This is a genomic window from Leisingera sp. ABM4_060, from assembly GCF_056158765.1.
Genome location: NZ_JBSWTX010000001.1, coordinates 4,088,658 through 4,101,225 on the forward strand (window position 1 = coordinate 4,088,658; position 12,568 = coordinate 4,101,225).

14 protein-coding genes are annotated in these 12,568 nt (G+C 64.3%); 8 read left to right on the top strand and 6 right to left on the bottom strand.

Going from position 1 to position 12,568, the window contains the following annotated elements; genetic code table 11:
* Positions 1-94: 94 nt before the first annotated feature.
* Complete coding sequence (locus ACXAEH_RS19820) at positions 95-475, bottom strand: VOC family protein (RefSeq protein WP_475035266.1); 381 nt, start codon at positions 473-475, stop codon at positions 95-97.
* Positions 476-569: 94 nt separating this feature from the next.
* Here ACXAEH_RS19820 and soxR point away from each other — a divergent pair, with 94 nt between their 5' ends.
* From soxR to ACXAEH_RS19840, 4 genes are all read left to right on the top strand, one after another.
* Positions 570-1,049, top strand: coding sequence for a redox-sensitive transcriptional activator SoxR (gene soxR / locus ACXAEH_RS19825; RefSeq protein ID WP_475035267.1), 480 nt, complete (start codon positions 570-572; stop codon positions 1,047-1,049).
* 160 nt (positions 1,050-1,209) lie between these two features.
* Positions 1,210-2,859 carry an electron transfer flavoprotein-ubiquinone oxidoreductase gene (locus tag ACXAEH_RS19830; protein ID WP_475035269.1) on the top strand — a complete coding sequence of 550 codons (1,650 nt, stop codon included), beginning with the start codon at positions 1,210-1,212 and terminating at the stop codon, positions 2,857-2,859.
* Positions 2,860-2,994: 135 nt separating this feature from the next.
* Positions 2,995-4,707, top strand: coding sequence for a tetratricopeptide repeat protein (locus tag ACXAEH_RS19835; protein ID WP_475035270.1), 1,713 nt, complete (start codon positions 2,995-2,997; stop codon positions 4,705-4,707).
* Positions 4,697-5,518 carry a 4-(cytidine 5'-diphospho)-2-C-methyl-D-erythritol kinase gene (locus ACXAEH_RS19840; RefSeq protein WP_475035272.1) on the top strand — a complete coding sequence of 274 codons (822 nt, stop codon included), beginning with the start codon at positions 4,697-4,699 and terminating at the stop codon, positions 5,516-5,518. Before ACXAEH_RS19835 ends, ACXAEH_RS19840 begins: the two co-directional genes overlap by 11 nt.
* 180 nt (positions 5,519-5,698) lie before the next feature.
* Here the strand turns inward: ACXAEH_RS19840 and ACXAEH_RS19845 are convergent, their stop codons facing one another.
* Positions 5,699-6,697: a polyprenyl synthetase family protein gene (locus ACXAEH_RS19845; protein WP_475035274.1), complete on the bottom strand. Its 999-nt coding sequence runs from the start codon at positions 6,695-6,697 to the stop codon at positions 5,699-5,701.
* A gap of 57 nt (positions 6,698-6,754) precedes the next feature.
* Between ACXAEH_RS19845 and ACXAEH_RS19850 the strand changes: the two genes are divergently transcribed.
* From ACXAEH_RS19850 to ACXAEH_RS19860, 3 genes are all read left to right on the top strand, one after another.
* Complete coding sequence (locus ACXAEH_RS19850) at positions 6,755-6,970, top strand: putative signal transducing protein (RefSeq protein ID WP_475035276.1); 216 nt, start codon at positions 6,755-6,757, stop codon at positions 6,968-6,970.
* Positions 6,967-7,740, top strand: coding sequence for a tRNA1(Val) (adenine(37)-N6)-methyltransferase (locus tag ACXAEH_RS19855; protein ID WP_475035278.1), 774 nt, complete (start codon positions 6,967-6,969; stop codon positions 7,738-7,740). The genes ACXAEH_RS19850 and ACXAEH_RS19855 overlap by 4 nt, the downstream gene beginning before the upstream one ends.
* 226 nt (positions 7,741-7,966) lie before the next feature.
* On the top strand, positions 7,967-8,140 hold the full coding sequence (locus ACXAEH_RS19860; protein ID WP_082018047.1) for a YdcH family protein: 174 nt from the start codon (positions 7,967-7,969) through the stop codon (positions 8,138-8,140).
* A 74-nt stretch (positions 8,141-8,214) separates the two neighbouring features.
* Here ACXAEH_RS19860 and yddG read toward each other — a convergent pair whose 3' ends face one another.
* Entirely contained in the window at positions 8,215-9,078 is an 864-nt protein-coding gene (gene yddG, locus ACXAEH_RS19865) for an aromatic amino acid exporter YddG (RefSeq protein ID WP_475035280.1), read from the bottom strand.
* Positions 9,075-10,022, bottom strand: a complete 948-nt coding sequence (locus tag ACXAEH_RS19870) for a transcriptional regulator GcvA (protein ID WP_475035283.1) — start codon at positions 10,020-10,022, stop codon at positions 9,075-9,077. Before ACXAEH_RS19870 ends, yddG begins: the two co-directional genes overlap by 4 nt.
* Before the next feature lie 116 nt (positions 10,023-10,138).
* On the opposite strand from ACXAEH_RS19870, the gene ACXAEH_RS19875 reads away from it, so the two are divergent.
* Positions 10,139-10,288, top strand: a complete 150-nt coding sequence (locus tag ACXAEH_RS19875; protein WP_475035285.1) for a hypothetical protein — start codon at positions 10,139-10,141, stop codon at positions 10,286-10,288.
* 79 nt (positions 10,289-10,367) lie between these two features.
* Here the strand turns inward: ACXAEH_RS19875 and phbB are convergent, their stop codons facing one another.
* Both phbB and ACXAEH_RS19885 read right to left on the bottom strand, forming a co-directional pair.
* Positions 10,368-11,090 carry an acetoacetyl-CoA reductase gene (gene phbB / locus ACXAEH_RS19880; RefSeq protein WP_475035287.1) on the bottom strand — a complete coding sequence of 241 codons (723 nt, stop codon included), beginning with the start codon at positions 11,088-11,090 and terminating at the stop codon, positions 10,368-10,370.
* 189 nt (positions 11,091-11,279) lie between these two features.
* Positions 11,280-12,458: an acetyl-CoA C-acetyltransferase gene (locus tag ACXAEH_RS19885; RefSeq protein WP_475035289.1), complete on the bottom strand. Its 1,179-nt coding sequence runs from the start codon at positions 12,456-12,458 to the stop codon at positions 11,280-11,282.
* Positions 12,459-12,568 lie beyond the last annotated feature (110 nt).

A 12,568-nucleotide genomic window follows, 5' to 3' on the forward strand; every position in this document is an offset into this window, starting at 1 on the left:
CGCTCAAGCGGACGATTTCGGCGGGTTTTCCACAGGTTTGCGCGGAAAGATGCCGCGGGAGGGAAGGGCAGGCAGACCCGCCTGCCAAAGGCCATCAATCATATTGCACCGCCTCGTATTCGATACCGTTCTCGTCGTGGAAGTAGAACCGGCGCCCTGGCTCATAGTCGCCGTGGTTGATGGGGGTGTACCCGGCTGCCTTCACCGCGTCTTCGGTGGCGTCCAGATCTTCGACAATCACCGCCAGGTGGTTCAGCCCGCCGACGATGCCATAGCTCTCCGGCGCTTTGCCAGCAGGCGTGCGCGGCGTGTAGAGCGCCAGGTAGCTGTTCTCTTCGCCGACATGCACGGTGTAGCCGCCGTTCTTGGCCTCGCCTTCCCAGCGCACATGCCAGCCAAACACCTCTTGCATCCATTTCGCTGTGGCGTTGGGATCTGCCACGGTGACGTTTGCATGCTCTAAAACCGCGCTCATTCGGATACTCCTTTGCTCGGATAAACCTGTTGATACAACTCACCGTAATTTCTAAACCTTACTTGAGCTCAAGAGTTTTCTGCAGGAGATTTGCATGCCCTCATCCGCCGGGATTTCCATCGGCTATCTGGCCGAGCGCACCGGCCTCGCCGTGTCGGCCATCCGCTATTACGAGGCGCAAGGTTTGGTGGAGCCCTGGCGCAACGCGGGCGGCCAGCGGCGGTTTCACCGCGCCGACATCCGCCGGATGAGCTTCATCATGATCGCCCAGCAGTTCGGCTTCTCGCTGCCCGAGATCCGCGGGTTTCTGAAAGACCTGCCGGGCGGGCGGACGCCAACGAAAGAGGACTGGGCGCGAATCTCCGAAGGGTTCCGCAGCCATCTGGACCAGCGAATCGAAACTCTGGTGAAACTGCGCGACAATCTGGACGGCTGCATAGGCTGCGGCTGTCTTTCGCTTCCGAATTGCAAACTTTACAACCCCGAAGACCGCGCGGCACAGAAGGGGCAGGGGCCGAGATACCTGATGGGAGACAGGCCCGAGACAGCAGCTGAGGCGGAAAATGGACACTGAGTGACGAAAACCGGCGCACTTTTTGTCTCAGAACCCTGTTTTACAGGGGGCTAACGTCGAGTTTGGATTGACCTGCGGGGCTGGCAAACGCTAAGCAGCCGCGACACAAAATTGCGCCCGGTGGGGCCTGTAGCGAAAAGAAAGCCAAGGAGCGCCGCAAATGGCCGAGATTGAACGCGAAGCGATGGAATACGACGTGGTGATCGTCGGGGCCGGCCCCGCCGGTCTGTCTGCGGCCATCCGCCTGAAACAGCTGGACAGCGACCTTGAGGTCGTGGTGCTGGAAAAAGGCTCCGAAGTGGGCGCGCATATCCTGTCCGGCGCGGTGCTGGATCCCTGCGGCCTGAACGCGCTGATCCCCGACTGGAAGGAAAAAGGCGCGCCGCTGAATGTCGAGGTGAAGGAAGACAACTTCCTGATGCTGGGCGAAGCCGGCCACGTCCGCATCCCCAACTTCCCGATGCCGCCGCTGATGAACAACCACGGCAACTACATCGTCTCCATGGGCAACGTCTGCCGCTGGATGGCAGAGCAGGCCGAGGAACTGGGCATCGAGATCTTCCCGGGCATGGCCTGCTCGGAACTGGTCTATGGCGACAACGGCGAAGTCAAAGGCGTGGTTGCCGGCGAATTCGGCAAGAACGCCGACGGCACCCCCGGCCCGTCTTACGAGCCCGGCATGGAGCTGCACGGCAAATACGTCTTCATCTCCGAAGGCGTTCGCGGCTCGCTGGCCAAGGAAGTCATCAACAAGTATGACCTGCAGGCCGGCAAGGACGTGCAGAAATACGGCGTTGGGATGAAAGAGATCTGGGAGATCGATCCGGCCAAGCACAAGGAAGGCACTGTCACCCACACCATGGGCTGGCCGCTGGGCTCCAACGCGGGCGGCGGTTCGTTCATCTACCACCTGGACAACAACCAGGTGTATGTGGGCTTCGTGGTGCACCTGAACTACAAGAACCCGCACCTGTTCCCCTACATGGAATTCCAGCGCTTCAAGCACCACCCGGTGGTTGCCCAGCTGCTGGAAGGCGGCAAGCGCGTAGCTTATGGCGCCCGTGCCATCACCGAAGGCGGCTATCAGTCGATGCCGAAACTGGTCGCACCGGGCGTGGCGCTGCTGGGCTGCTCCGCGGGCATGGTCAACGTGCCGCGCATCAAGGGCAACCACAACGCGATGCTCTCGGGCAAGGCCGCGGCCGAAGCCGCCTATGAGGCGATCAAGGCTGAACGTTCCGGCGACGAGCTGACCGATTATGAAACCGAAGTGCGCAATGGCGCCATCGGCAAGGACCTGAAGATGGTCCGCAACGTCAAGCCGATGTGGTCCAAGTGGGGCCTCACCGCCTCGCTGGCGCTGGGCGGGCTGGACATGTGGACCAACAACCTGCTGGGCTTCTCCTTCTTCGGCACCCTGAGCCACGGCAAGAACGACGCCGAATTGACCGAGGAAGCCTCCAAGCACAAGCCGATCGATTATCCCAAGCCCGATGGCGTGCTGTCGTTTGACCGCCTGACCAACGTGTCCTTTGCGATGACCAACCACGAGGAAAGCCAGCCCTGCCACCTGCAGCTGGGCAACCAGGACACCCCGATCCAGGTCAACCTGCCCAAGTTCGCAGAGCCTGCGCAGCGCTACTGCCCGGCCGGCGTCTACGAGGTGGTTGAAAACGATGGCAAGCCGGAGTTCGTGGTGAACTTCCAGAACTGCGTCCACTGCAAGACCTGCGACATCAAGGACCCGTCCCAGAACATCACCTGGACCACGCCGCAGGGCGGCGACGGCCCGAACTACCCGAACATGTAACGGGAACGTTAGCATTCCGGCGGGCTTTTGCCGGATTTTATGGGGCGGTCTTCGGGCCGCCCCATTGCGTGTTGACGGGCGGCGCACTACGCTTTCTTAGAAGAGCAAGAGCAGTAAACCGTAAGGGGGTCCCCCGTGCCCGTACCCATTCTCCGCACCCTGACAAGTGCGGCCCTGGTGGCCGCTTCTGTATCCGCCGCCCAGGCGGACGGGCTGGCAGGATCTTATCTGGCCGGACGGGCAGCGACCTATGACAGCGATTTTGCGGCTGCGGCGCTCTATTACACCCAGGCTTTGGCGCGGGATCCGCAGAACCCGCTCTTGATGGAAAATGTGGTCTTCGCGCAGCTCGCCATGGGCAAGGCGGAACTGGCGGTGCCGGTGGCAGAGCGGCTGTTGCAGACCGGCGCGCGCAGCCAGGTGGCCAATGTCGTCATCGCGGGCGGCCATGCGGCGGCGGAAGACTACCAGGCGATCCTGGACCGCGATCCCGAGACAGAGGCGATCCACCCGCTGGTGGACGGCCTGCTGGAAGGCTGGGCGCATATTGGTGCAGGCTCGGTGTCCAGCGCGCTCAAGACGTTTGACCGGCTTGCCAAGGACAGCAGCCTGCGGCCCTTCGTGCTCTATCACCGGGCGCTGGCGCTGGCCTCGGCGGGCGATTACGGCGGTGCGGAAGAGCTGTTTGCCGCCGAGGACGGGCGCCTTGCCAGCCTCAGCCGCCGGGCCGCCATCGCGCGGGTGCAGATCCTGTCGCAGCTGGGCCGCAACGATGAGGCCCGCAACGCCCTCAATGCAGCCTTCGGCAGCCGTCTCGACCCGGGGCTTGAGGCGCTGGAGGCCCGGCTTCAGTCCGGCGCAACTCTCGCCTTCACCATTGCTCCCGGTCCGCGCGAAGGCATCGCCGAGGTGTTTTACACGCTTGGCTCGGCCCTGAACGGTGACACCGCCAACGACTACGTGCTGATGTATGCCCGGATGGCGGCCTCGCTGCGCCCCGGTCATGTGGATGCAATCCTGCTGAGCGCGGGCCTGCTGGACCAGCTGGGCCGCTACGAGCTGTCGGTTGCCACCTATAAACAAGTGCCGGCCAGCCATCCTGATTACCACGCAGCGGAAATGGGCCGCGCCGAGGCGCTGCGCCGCGCTGCCAAGCCGGACGCGGCGATCGAAGTGCTGGAGAAACTGGCCCGCGATTTCCCGGATCAGCCTGCCGTCTATGTGAGCCTTGGCGACCTGCTGCGCCAGCAGGAGGATTATGCCGGTGCCGCCGGCGCCTATGACAAGGCGCTGGATAGAACGGCTCAGGACAGCGGCAGCCGCTGGTTCCTGCTCTACGCCCGCGGCATCTGCCACGAGCGGCTGGGCCACTGGGCGCAGGCCGAGGCTGATTTCCGCGCGTCGCTGGCGCTGGACCCGAACCGGCCGCAGGTGCTGAACTACCTGGGCTATTCTCTGGTGGAAAAGCGCAGCAAGCTGGACGAGGCGCTGGACATGATCGAACGCGCCGTCGCCGCACGCCCCGATTCCGGCTATATCGTCAACTCGCTTGGCTGGGTGCTGTACCGCATGGGCCGCTTCGAGGAAGCCGTCGCCCATATGGAGCGGGCGGTGGAACTGATGCCGGTGGATCCGGTGGTCAATGACCACCTCGGCGACGTCTACTGGGCGGTGGGCCGCGCCCGCGAGGCCGAGTTCCAGTGGAAGCGCGCACTCTCCTTCATCGACCCGGAAGACACCGACGGCGAGGCCGACCCTGAACGCATCCGCCGCAAGCTGGACATCGGTCTGGACGCGGTGCTGGCGGAAGAGGGCGCCGAGCCGCTGGAAGTGGCCAATGGCGGCTGAGGTCTTTGCACCCGCCAAGATCAACCTGACCCTGCATGTGACCGGCCGCCGCGCGGATGGCTACCATCTGCTCGATTCCCTGGTGGCCTTTGCCGGGACCGGCGATGATCTGCGGCTGGAACCGGGGCCGGAGATGGCTCTGGAGGTCACCGGCCCCTTCGCCGAAGGCGTGCCCGCGGATCAGCGCAACCTGGTGTGGAAAGCCGCCGCGGGGGCAGGCTGGCGCGGGCGGATCCGCCTGAACAAGCACCTGCCCCACGGCGCGGGCATCGGCGGCGGCTCCTCTGATGCTGCGGCTGTCCTGCGCGCGCTTGCCGGGCAGGGGGTGCCGGTACCGGAGGCTCTGCCCTTGTCGCTGGGGGCGGATGTGCCGGTCTGCATGGCAGCCCGGGCCTCGCGGATGCGGGGGATCGGCGATCAGGTCGAGGCCGTTGCGCTGCCGCAGCTGCACGCGTTGCTGGTCAACCCCGGTGCGCATGTGCCCACGGGTCCGGTGTTTGCGGCGCTTGCCTCCCGTGACAATGCGCCGATGCCGGCAGAGGTTCCGGTTTTCACAGGCGCCGAAGACTGCACCGCCTGGCTTTCGGAACAGCGCAACGACCTGGAAGCCCCGGCCCGGGCGCTGGCGCCGGCCATAGACCGCACCTTGTCCGATCTGCGCAGCTCCCGCCAGGCGCTGCTGGCCCGCATGTCCGGTTCCGGCGCCACCTGCTTTGCGCTTTATCCCACAAAAAAAGCCGCCCATATGGCGGCTTATGAAATCGGCGCGGAACATCCCGATTGGTGGTGCAGCGCGGCCGTCCTGAGCTAAGGCCGGAAGCTCCCGCCCGCGGGCGGCGCATCAAAGATGCTTGCCCGCCGTTGGGCCCGGCGCCGCGCTGGCGCACGGCGCGCCGCCGCCCTGCGGCTTCTTTCTGGTCTGAAATACTCCGGGGGTGAGGCCGTCAGGCCGAGGGGGCAGCGCCCCCTGCACCTGTACCAGCGGGCCGGATCAGTTCAGCCGCGCCACCACATAATCGGCCAGATCGCGCAGCATGCTGCGGATCTCGTGATCGGGCAGGGCGTCCAGCGCCTCCCGCGCCTTGGCAGCCCAGCCATAGGCGTCCTCGCGGGTGGCTTCCAGCGTCTTGTACTTCGCCATCAGCGCCAGCGCCTGCTCCAGGTCGCCGTCCTGCTGCTTGCCCTTCTCGATGGTGCGCATCCAGAACGCACGCTCCTCATCCGTCGCCTGCGCCACCGCCTTGATCACCGGCAGCGTCAGCTTGCGCTCGCGGAAATCATCGCCGACGTTCTTGCCGGTGGCCTTGCTGTCGCCCTGATAGTCCAAGAGGTCATCGGCAATCTGGAAGGCAATCCCCAGCGCGTCGCCATAGGCAAACAGCGCCTTCACCTGCTCCTCCGGCGCCCCGGCAATCACCCCGCCCACTTCGGTCGCCGCCGAGAACAGCGCCGCGGTCTTGCCGCGCACCACCTGCAGATAGATGTCCTCATCCGTTTTCAGGTTCGAGGCCGCCGTCATCTGCAGCACTTCACCTTCGGCAATGGTGGCCGAGGCATTTGCGAGAATGTCCAGCACCCGCAGGGAGCCGGTCTCCACCATCAGCTGGAAACTGCGGGCAAAGAGGTAATCGCCCACCAGGACCGAGCTTTTGTTGTCCCACAAAAGGTTCGCCGTGGGCCGCCCGCGCCGCTGGGCGCTTTCGTCCACCACATCGTCATGCAGCAAGGTGGCGGTGTGGATGAACTCCACCGTCGCCGCCAGTTTCAGGTGGTGATCGCCCGCGTAGCCGCACATCCGTGCCGCCGCCAGCGTCAGCATCGGCCGCAGCCGCTTGCCGCCGGCTTCAACCAGATGCGCGGTCACTTCCGGAATGCGCGGCGCATGCTCGGACGCCATCCGGGTGCGGATCAGCGCGTTTACCGCCTCCAGCTCTTCCTGCAGCGTTGCGGCCAGCATCTCATGCGGCTTCCTGGTCATCACTTGGTCCATCACATTCCTGCCTGCGAGGCTCGACAAGACCTGCGCCTTGCCCTTAGATCCGTTCTCATGAAAGAGCTTCTGCGCAGCACTGACCCGACGATCATGGCCTTTGCCTCCGCCCTCCTTGAGGGAGAGGATATAGACTGCTTTCAAATGGACGTAAATATGAGCGTCCTGGAAGGCGGGATCGGAATTTTCCCGCGCCGCCTGATGGTGCATGAGGATGATTATGATGAAGCTTTGATCGTGATGCGCGACAACGAAATCCCACTGGGAAGATGAGCGGTTTCGCGGACAGCGATCTGACCTGCAACGGCTTTCTGGGCGGCAAGGTGCAGCTGTGGCAGCCGGCCAAGGGCTACCGTGCCGGGGTGGACCCGGTGCTGCTGGCGGCCGCGGTTCCGGCGCGGGCAGGGGAGAGGCTGCTGGAGCTGGGCTGCGGGGCCGGCCAGGCGCTGCTCTGCACCGCGGCACGGGTGCCGGGGCTGGTTCTGACCGGTGTCGAACTGCAGCCGGCCTACGCAGCGCTCGCACGGCGCAACGGGGCGGAGAACGGCCGGCAAATCGAGGTTTTCGAGACTGATCTCTCGGCGCTGCCCGATGCGCTGAGGCAACGCCAATTCCACCACGTGATCGCCAATCCGCCCTATTACAAGGCAGGCGCTCACAGCCCGTCACAGGACGCAGGCCGCCGGGTGGCGCTGGGAGAGGAAACCCCGCTGGCCGAGTGGATCACCGCCGCAGCCCGCCGCCTGGCGCCCAAGGGTTATCTGCACATGATCCAGCGGGCGGACCGGCTGCCGGACATGCTGGCGGGCTGCGGCGGCGTGCTGGGGTCCCTCGAAGTGCTGCCGCTGGCGCCGCGCGCTGGCCGCGCGGCGGAATTGGTCATTCTGCGGGCGCGCAAGGGCGGCAGGGCCGGCTTCCGTCTGCACGCGCCGCTGATTCTGCATGAAGGCATCCGGCACGAGCAGGACGGGGACAGCTACCGGCCGGAAATCCGGGCCGTGCTGCGGGACGGAGCGGCTTTGCCCTGGCCGAAACCTGCCTGAGGCGCTCTGGCGCAACCGTAAGGCCGGTTTTCAAAAGTTTCAACCATAGAGAAATTTCAACAGCAAAACTCTGCCATAAGGGGCGCCAGCCTGCGGCAAATTGCGCGGCGCATAGCCGATATGAAAATTTCATGACAAAAATACTGCGGCTGCAGCGTGACAGACGCGGAAACTTGTGGTCCACTCTTTCTGTCAAACACATCTAGCTCAAAAAAGGAGGGTTGCCATGAGCCTCAGCTCGCATCTGACCGAACTTAAGAAGAAGCACGAGCATCTGAGCATGGAAGTGGAACAGGCCCAACGATCGCCCGGTACCGACGATCTGCAAATCGCGGCAATGAAAAAGCAGAAGCTGAAGCTGAAGGAAGAGATTTCCCGGCTGACAGCAGACGCAGTCTGAACAGTTCCGCCGGGCGAGCCCGGCACAAGTTTCAGAGGGCCTGCCCGCGCGGCGGCCCTCTTTTCATTTCCGGATCACTTCGCGGCGCTGGCCCGTGCCGCAATCAGCGCGCCACCAGTGATCAGCGCCGCCGCCAGCGTCAGCCCCCAGGAGGCCGCGGCAATCCCCGCCAGCACAAGGATCAAAGTCGACAGCAGCGGTGCGGCATAGGAACTTGTGCCCAGCATCTGAATGTCGCCCTGCTTGACGCCGATGTCCCAAACATAAAACGCCAGCCCTACAGGGCCGAGCCCCAGCAGCAGGGTCGAGACCCAGCCCAATGTGCCCGCAGGCCACTCCGTCTCCTCCAGCGCGAAATGCAGCCCCCAGGACGCTGCAGCTGTGGCCAGGCAGAAGACCGCAACCGAACTGGTCGGCGCCTTGCCCACCAGCCGCGACAGCACCGAATACCCCGACCAGGTCAGCGCGCACAGCAGCGCGAGACCGTAGCCCGGCAGATACTGCGCCTCAAACCCGCTGCCGCCGCCCGAAATGATCGTCGCCGCCCCGGCAAAGCCCAAGCCTGCGCCGATCAGATGCCCGGCCTTCAGCTTTTCTCCGGGCAGCAGGCCCGAAAACAGCACGATCAGCAGCGGCCACAGATAGGCGATCAGCCCGGCCTCCGCCGCCGGCGCCAGCCGCAGTGCCGAAAAATACAGGGCGTGATAGCCAAACAGCCCCAGCGTGCCAAAAGCGTAAACCTTAAAAGACACCTCCTTCAGCTGCCCCAGCTTGCCCGAGCCCGCGGTCCATATGATCCCCAGCGTGCCGCCAATGCTGAAACACAGCGCGTTCAGCAGCAAGGGCGGCGCCGGTTCCGATCCGACGGTCAGCAAGGCCAGCAGCGACCACAGAAGAACAGCAACAAAGCCGATGGCGGTCGCGCGGGTCTTGGTCATGGCGGGGGGATGTCCTCGACAGGAATGATCTCAAATTCCTCCGAGACGTAGGCGGTTTTGTCGATCTCGGCAATGAACCAGTCGCGGAACGCTGCGATCTGCGGCCGGGTCTCGGTTCCCGGCGCACACAGGAACCGGAAATGCGCCTTGGTTTCGATCGCGGTCTTGAAAGGCGCCACCAGCCGTCCCGCATGCAGGTCGGTGATTGCCATGCCGCGCCGCCCCAGCGCCACACCGGCCCCCGCCACAGCGGCGTCGATGGCGTGATCGGCCTGCGAGAAATGCGAGCCATGGGTCGGATCAAAGCTGATGCCCTGGGTGCGGAACCAGGCGGGCCAATCGGCGGGCGGGTCCAGAAAGTCGATGGATTCGTCAAAGATCAGCGGTGCCTCTATCAGGCTCTCCGGTGTGGTATAGCGCTCCGCCAGCTCTGGCGACATCACCGGTGTCACCCATTCCGGCGGTACCGGCACCACATAAAGCCCCTCATCCGGGCCATAGCCGAACCGGATCGCCACATCGACCTCGTCCCGCACAAAATCCAGCATCCGCAGCGTGGCCGAGAACCTCAGATCGATTTCCGGATGCGCCCGGGCAAATTCATAAAGCCGCGGCGCCAGCCATTTCGCGGTCAGGCCCGGTCCGGCCGTCACCGTCAGCGTGGTGTTGTCCTGCAGCCGCCGGGTGGCCCGCCAGGCCGCCGTCAGCGCCTCAAACCCCTCCGCCGCCCCCGGCGCCAGCGTCTTGCCTGCCTCGGTCAGCTCCACCGCCCGGTTCAGGCGGCGGAACAGCGGCTGGCCCAGGTGCTCCTCCAGCGATTTGATCTGAAAGGACAGCGCGGCAGGGGTCACGTTCAGCTCCTCCGCCGCTTTGGCAAAGGACATATGGCGGGCAGCAGCGTCAAAGGCGCGCAAAGCAGTGAGGGGCGGCAGGCGATCAATCATCTTCACACAAGTATACCTTAACTGAAGTCTGTAAAAAACTCGTTTGTCCGTTTGACGGAACGTCCTCATATTGGGTGCAGGTAAAGGATACTGATCCGAAAAAAAGGAGGCCTGACATGCTGGAATACACTGCTGACGCCGCCACCAAGACTGCCATGGCGCGTGCCCATGCCGAACGAGGCCTGGTGCTGAAACAAGCGTGGACCTGGCTGTTCGGCAAGCGGCATGTGCCAGCCCTCCGCCCCAAGGTTTCCCGCTGGGCCTGAGCGCGCAAGCGTCCTTACGGGATAGGAAAAGGGCCGGTCCATCTGGACCGGCCCTTGCCGTTTCTGCTGATATGAATAATCAGACGAAGAACTGCGCACCGTTGGCAGAGATGGTCGAGCCGTTGATGAAGCCCGAGTTGTCGGAGGCCAGGAAGGCCACGCAGCGGGCGATCTCTTCCGGCTCGCCCAGGCGGCCTGCCGGGATCTGGCCGATGATCAACTCGCGCACCTTCTCCGGAACCGCCATCACCATCTCGGTGGCGATATAGCCGGGGCAGACCGCGTTGGCGGTAATGCCGGCACGCGCGCCTTCCTGCGCCAGCGACTTCACGATGCCCAGATCGCCCGCCTTGGTCGCGGCATAGTTCACCTGCGCGAACTGGCCCTTCTGGCCGTTGATCGAGGAGATCACGATGACGCGGCCGAACTTGCGCTCGCGCATGCCGGGCCAGATCGGGTGCACAGTGTTGAACACGCCGGTCAGGTTGGTGTCGATCACCTGCTGCCACTGCTCCGGGGTCATCTTGTGGAACGGCGCGTCGCGGGTGATGCCGGCATTGGCCACCACGATGTCGATCGGGCCCAGTTCTTCCTCGACCTTGGCGATGCCTGCCGCGCTTTCCTCGTAGCTGCCGACATTCCACTTATAGGTCTTGATGCCGGTCTCTTCGGTAAACTTCGCCGCGGCTTCGTCATTGCCGGCATAGGTCGCTGCCACAGTGCAGCCTTGCGCCTGCAGCGCTTGGGAAATTGCTGCGCCGATGCCGCGGGAGCCGCCGGTGACGAGTGCAGTACGTGCCATTCAGAGAATCCTCCAGTCATAGTCTCTTGGTAATCTTGCTACAGATTCCAATTGGTGAGCGCAACAATATTGCGCAGCAAAATTCTGCGTTGCCGCGAAAAAATTGTCGCACCTGCAGTATAGGCAGCCCATGTAAAAGAAAAAGGACGCCCGGGGGCGTCCTTCAGTTTTAACGGTTTGTTGCCGGTTTTACGGGCGCTCGACGCACATGGCGACGCCCATGCCGCCGCCGATGCACAGGGTGGCGAGGCCTTTCTTGGCGCCGCGGCGCTTCATTTCGAACAAGAGGGTGTTCAGAACCCGGCAGCCGGAGGCGCCGATCGGGTGGCCGATGGCAATGGCGCCGCCGTTCACGTTCACGATCGACGGATCCCAGCCCATGTCCTTGTTCACAGCACAGGCCTGGGCGGCAAAGGCTTCGTTGGCTTCGACCAGATCCAGGTCGCCCACGGCCCAGCCGGCTTTCTCCAGCGCCTTGCGCGACGCGTAGACCGGACCCACACCCATGATCGACGGGTCCAGGCCCGCGGTGGCATAGGACGCAATGCGGGCCAGCGGCTCGATGCCGCGGCGCTCAGCCTCGTCTGCGCTCATCAGCAGGGTGGCCGCAGCGCCGTCATTCAGGCCCGAGGCGTTGGCCGCAGTCACGGTGCCGCCGTCGCGCACAAAGGCCGGGCGCAGTTTCTGCATCGCGTCCATGGTGGCGCCGTGACGGATGTATTCGTCCGCGTCCACGGTGATGTCGCCCTTGCGGTGCTTGACCACAAACGGGGCGATCTCATCGGCGAATTTGCCCGCTTTCTGCGCCGCTTCGGCCTTGTTTTGCGAGGCCACGGCAAACTCGTCCTGCATATCGCGGGAGATCTGCCACTGCTCGGCCACGTTCTCGGCGGTCTGGCCCATGTGGTAGCCGTTGAACGCATCCCACAGACCGTCGCGGATCATGGTGTCGATGTACTTCAGATCGCCCATCTTGTGGCCGGCCCGCAGGTGTGCGGCATGGGGGGACAGGGTCATGTTCTCCTGGCCGCCAGCCGCCACGATCGAGGCGTCACCCAGCTGGATGTGCTGCGCCGCCAGTGCCACTGCACGCAGGCCCGAGCCGCAGACCTGGTTGATGCCCCAGGCAGCGCTTTCTTTCGGCAGGTCTGCATTGATATGCGCCTGGCGCGCCGGGTTCTGGCCCTGGGCGGCGGTCAGCACCTGGCCCAGAATGGTTTCCGACACTTCGGATTTGTCCACACCGGCCCGCTCCACCACGGCTTCCAGCACCGCGGCGCCCAGGTCATGGGCCGGGGTGTTGGCGAACGCGCCGCCAAAGGAGCCGACGGCGGTGCGCGCGGCGGATGCGATTACAACATTGGTCATTGATTTCTGGTCCTCTGCCATCAATTCAGGTCTCTCGGGAGAGCCCGCCCGGCCGGTGCGAAATCGGCCGCGCAAGAATCTTTCCCGAATCCTCCGGGTACCGACATAAT

Coding starts and splice junctions, on each gene's coding strand:
- ACXAEH_RS19830 (WP_475035269.1), top strand. CDS start 1,210: ATGGCCGAGATTGAACGCGAAGCGATGGAATACGACGTGGTGATCGTC.
- ACXAEH_RS19820 (WP_475035266.1), bottom strand. CDS start 475: ATGAGCGCGGTTTTAGAGCATGCAAACGTCACCGTGGCAGATCCCAAC.
- phbB (WP_475035287.1), bottom strand. CDS start 11,090: ATGGCACGTACTGCACTCGTCACCGGCGGCTCCCGCGGCATCGGCGCA.
- ACXAEH_RS19870 (WP_475035283.1), bottom strand. CDS start 10,022: ATGATTGATCGCCTGCCGCCCCTCACTGCTTTGCGCGCCTTTGACGCT.
- soxR (WP_475035267.1), top strand. CDS start 570: ATGCCCTCATCCGCCGGGATTTCCATCGGCTATCTGGCCGAGCGCACC.
- ACXAEH_RS19850 (WP_475035276.1), top strand. CDS start 6,755: ATGAAAGAGCTTCTGCGCAGCACTGACCCGACGATCATGGCCTTTGCC.
- ACXAEH_RS19875 (WP_475035285.1), top strand. CDS start 10,139: ATGCTGGAATACACTGCTGACGCCGCCACCAAGACTGCCATGGCGCGT.
- ACXAEH_RS19840 (WP_475035272.1), top strand. CDS start 4,697: ATGGCGGCTGAGGTCTTTGCACCCGCCAAGATCAACCTGACCCTGCAT.
- ACXAEH_RS19855 (WP_475035278.1), top strand. CDS start 6,967: ATGAGCGGTTTCGCGGACAGCGATCTGACCTGCAACGGCTTTCTGGGC.
- ACXAEH_RS19845 (WP_475035274.1), bottom strand. CDS start 6,697: ATGGACCAAGTGATGACCAGGAAGCCGCATGAGATGCTGGCCGCAACG.
- yddG (WP_475035280.1), bottom strand. CDS start 9,078: ATGACCAAGACCCGCGCGACCGCCATCGGCTTTGTTGCTGTTCTTCTG.
- ACXAEH_RS19860 (WP_082018047.1), top strand. CDS start 7,967: ATGAGCCTCAGCTCGCATCTGACCGAACTTAAGAAGAAGCACGAGCAT.
- ACXAEH_RS19885 (WP_475035289.1), bottom strand. CDS start 12,458: ATGACCAATGTTGTAATCGCATCCGCCGCGCGCACCGCCGTCGGCTCC.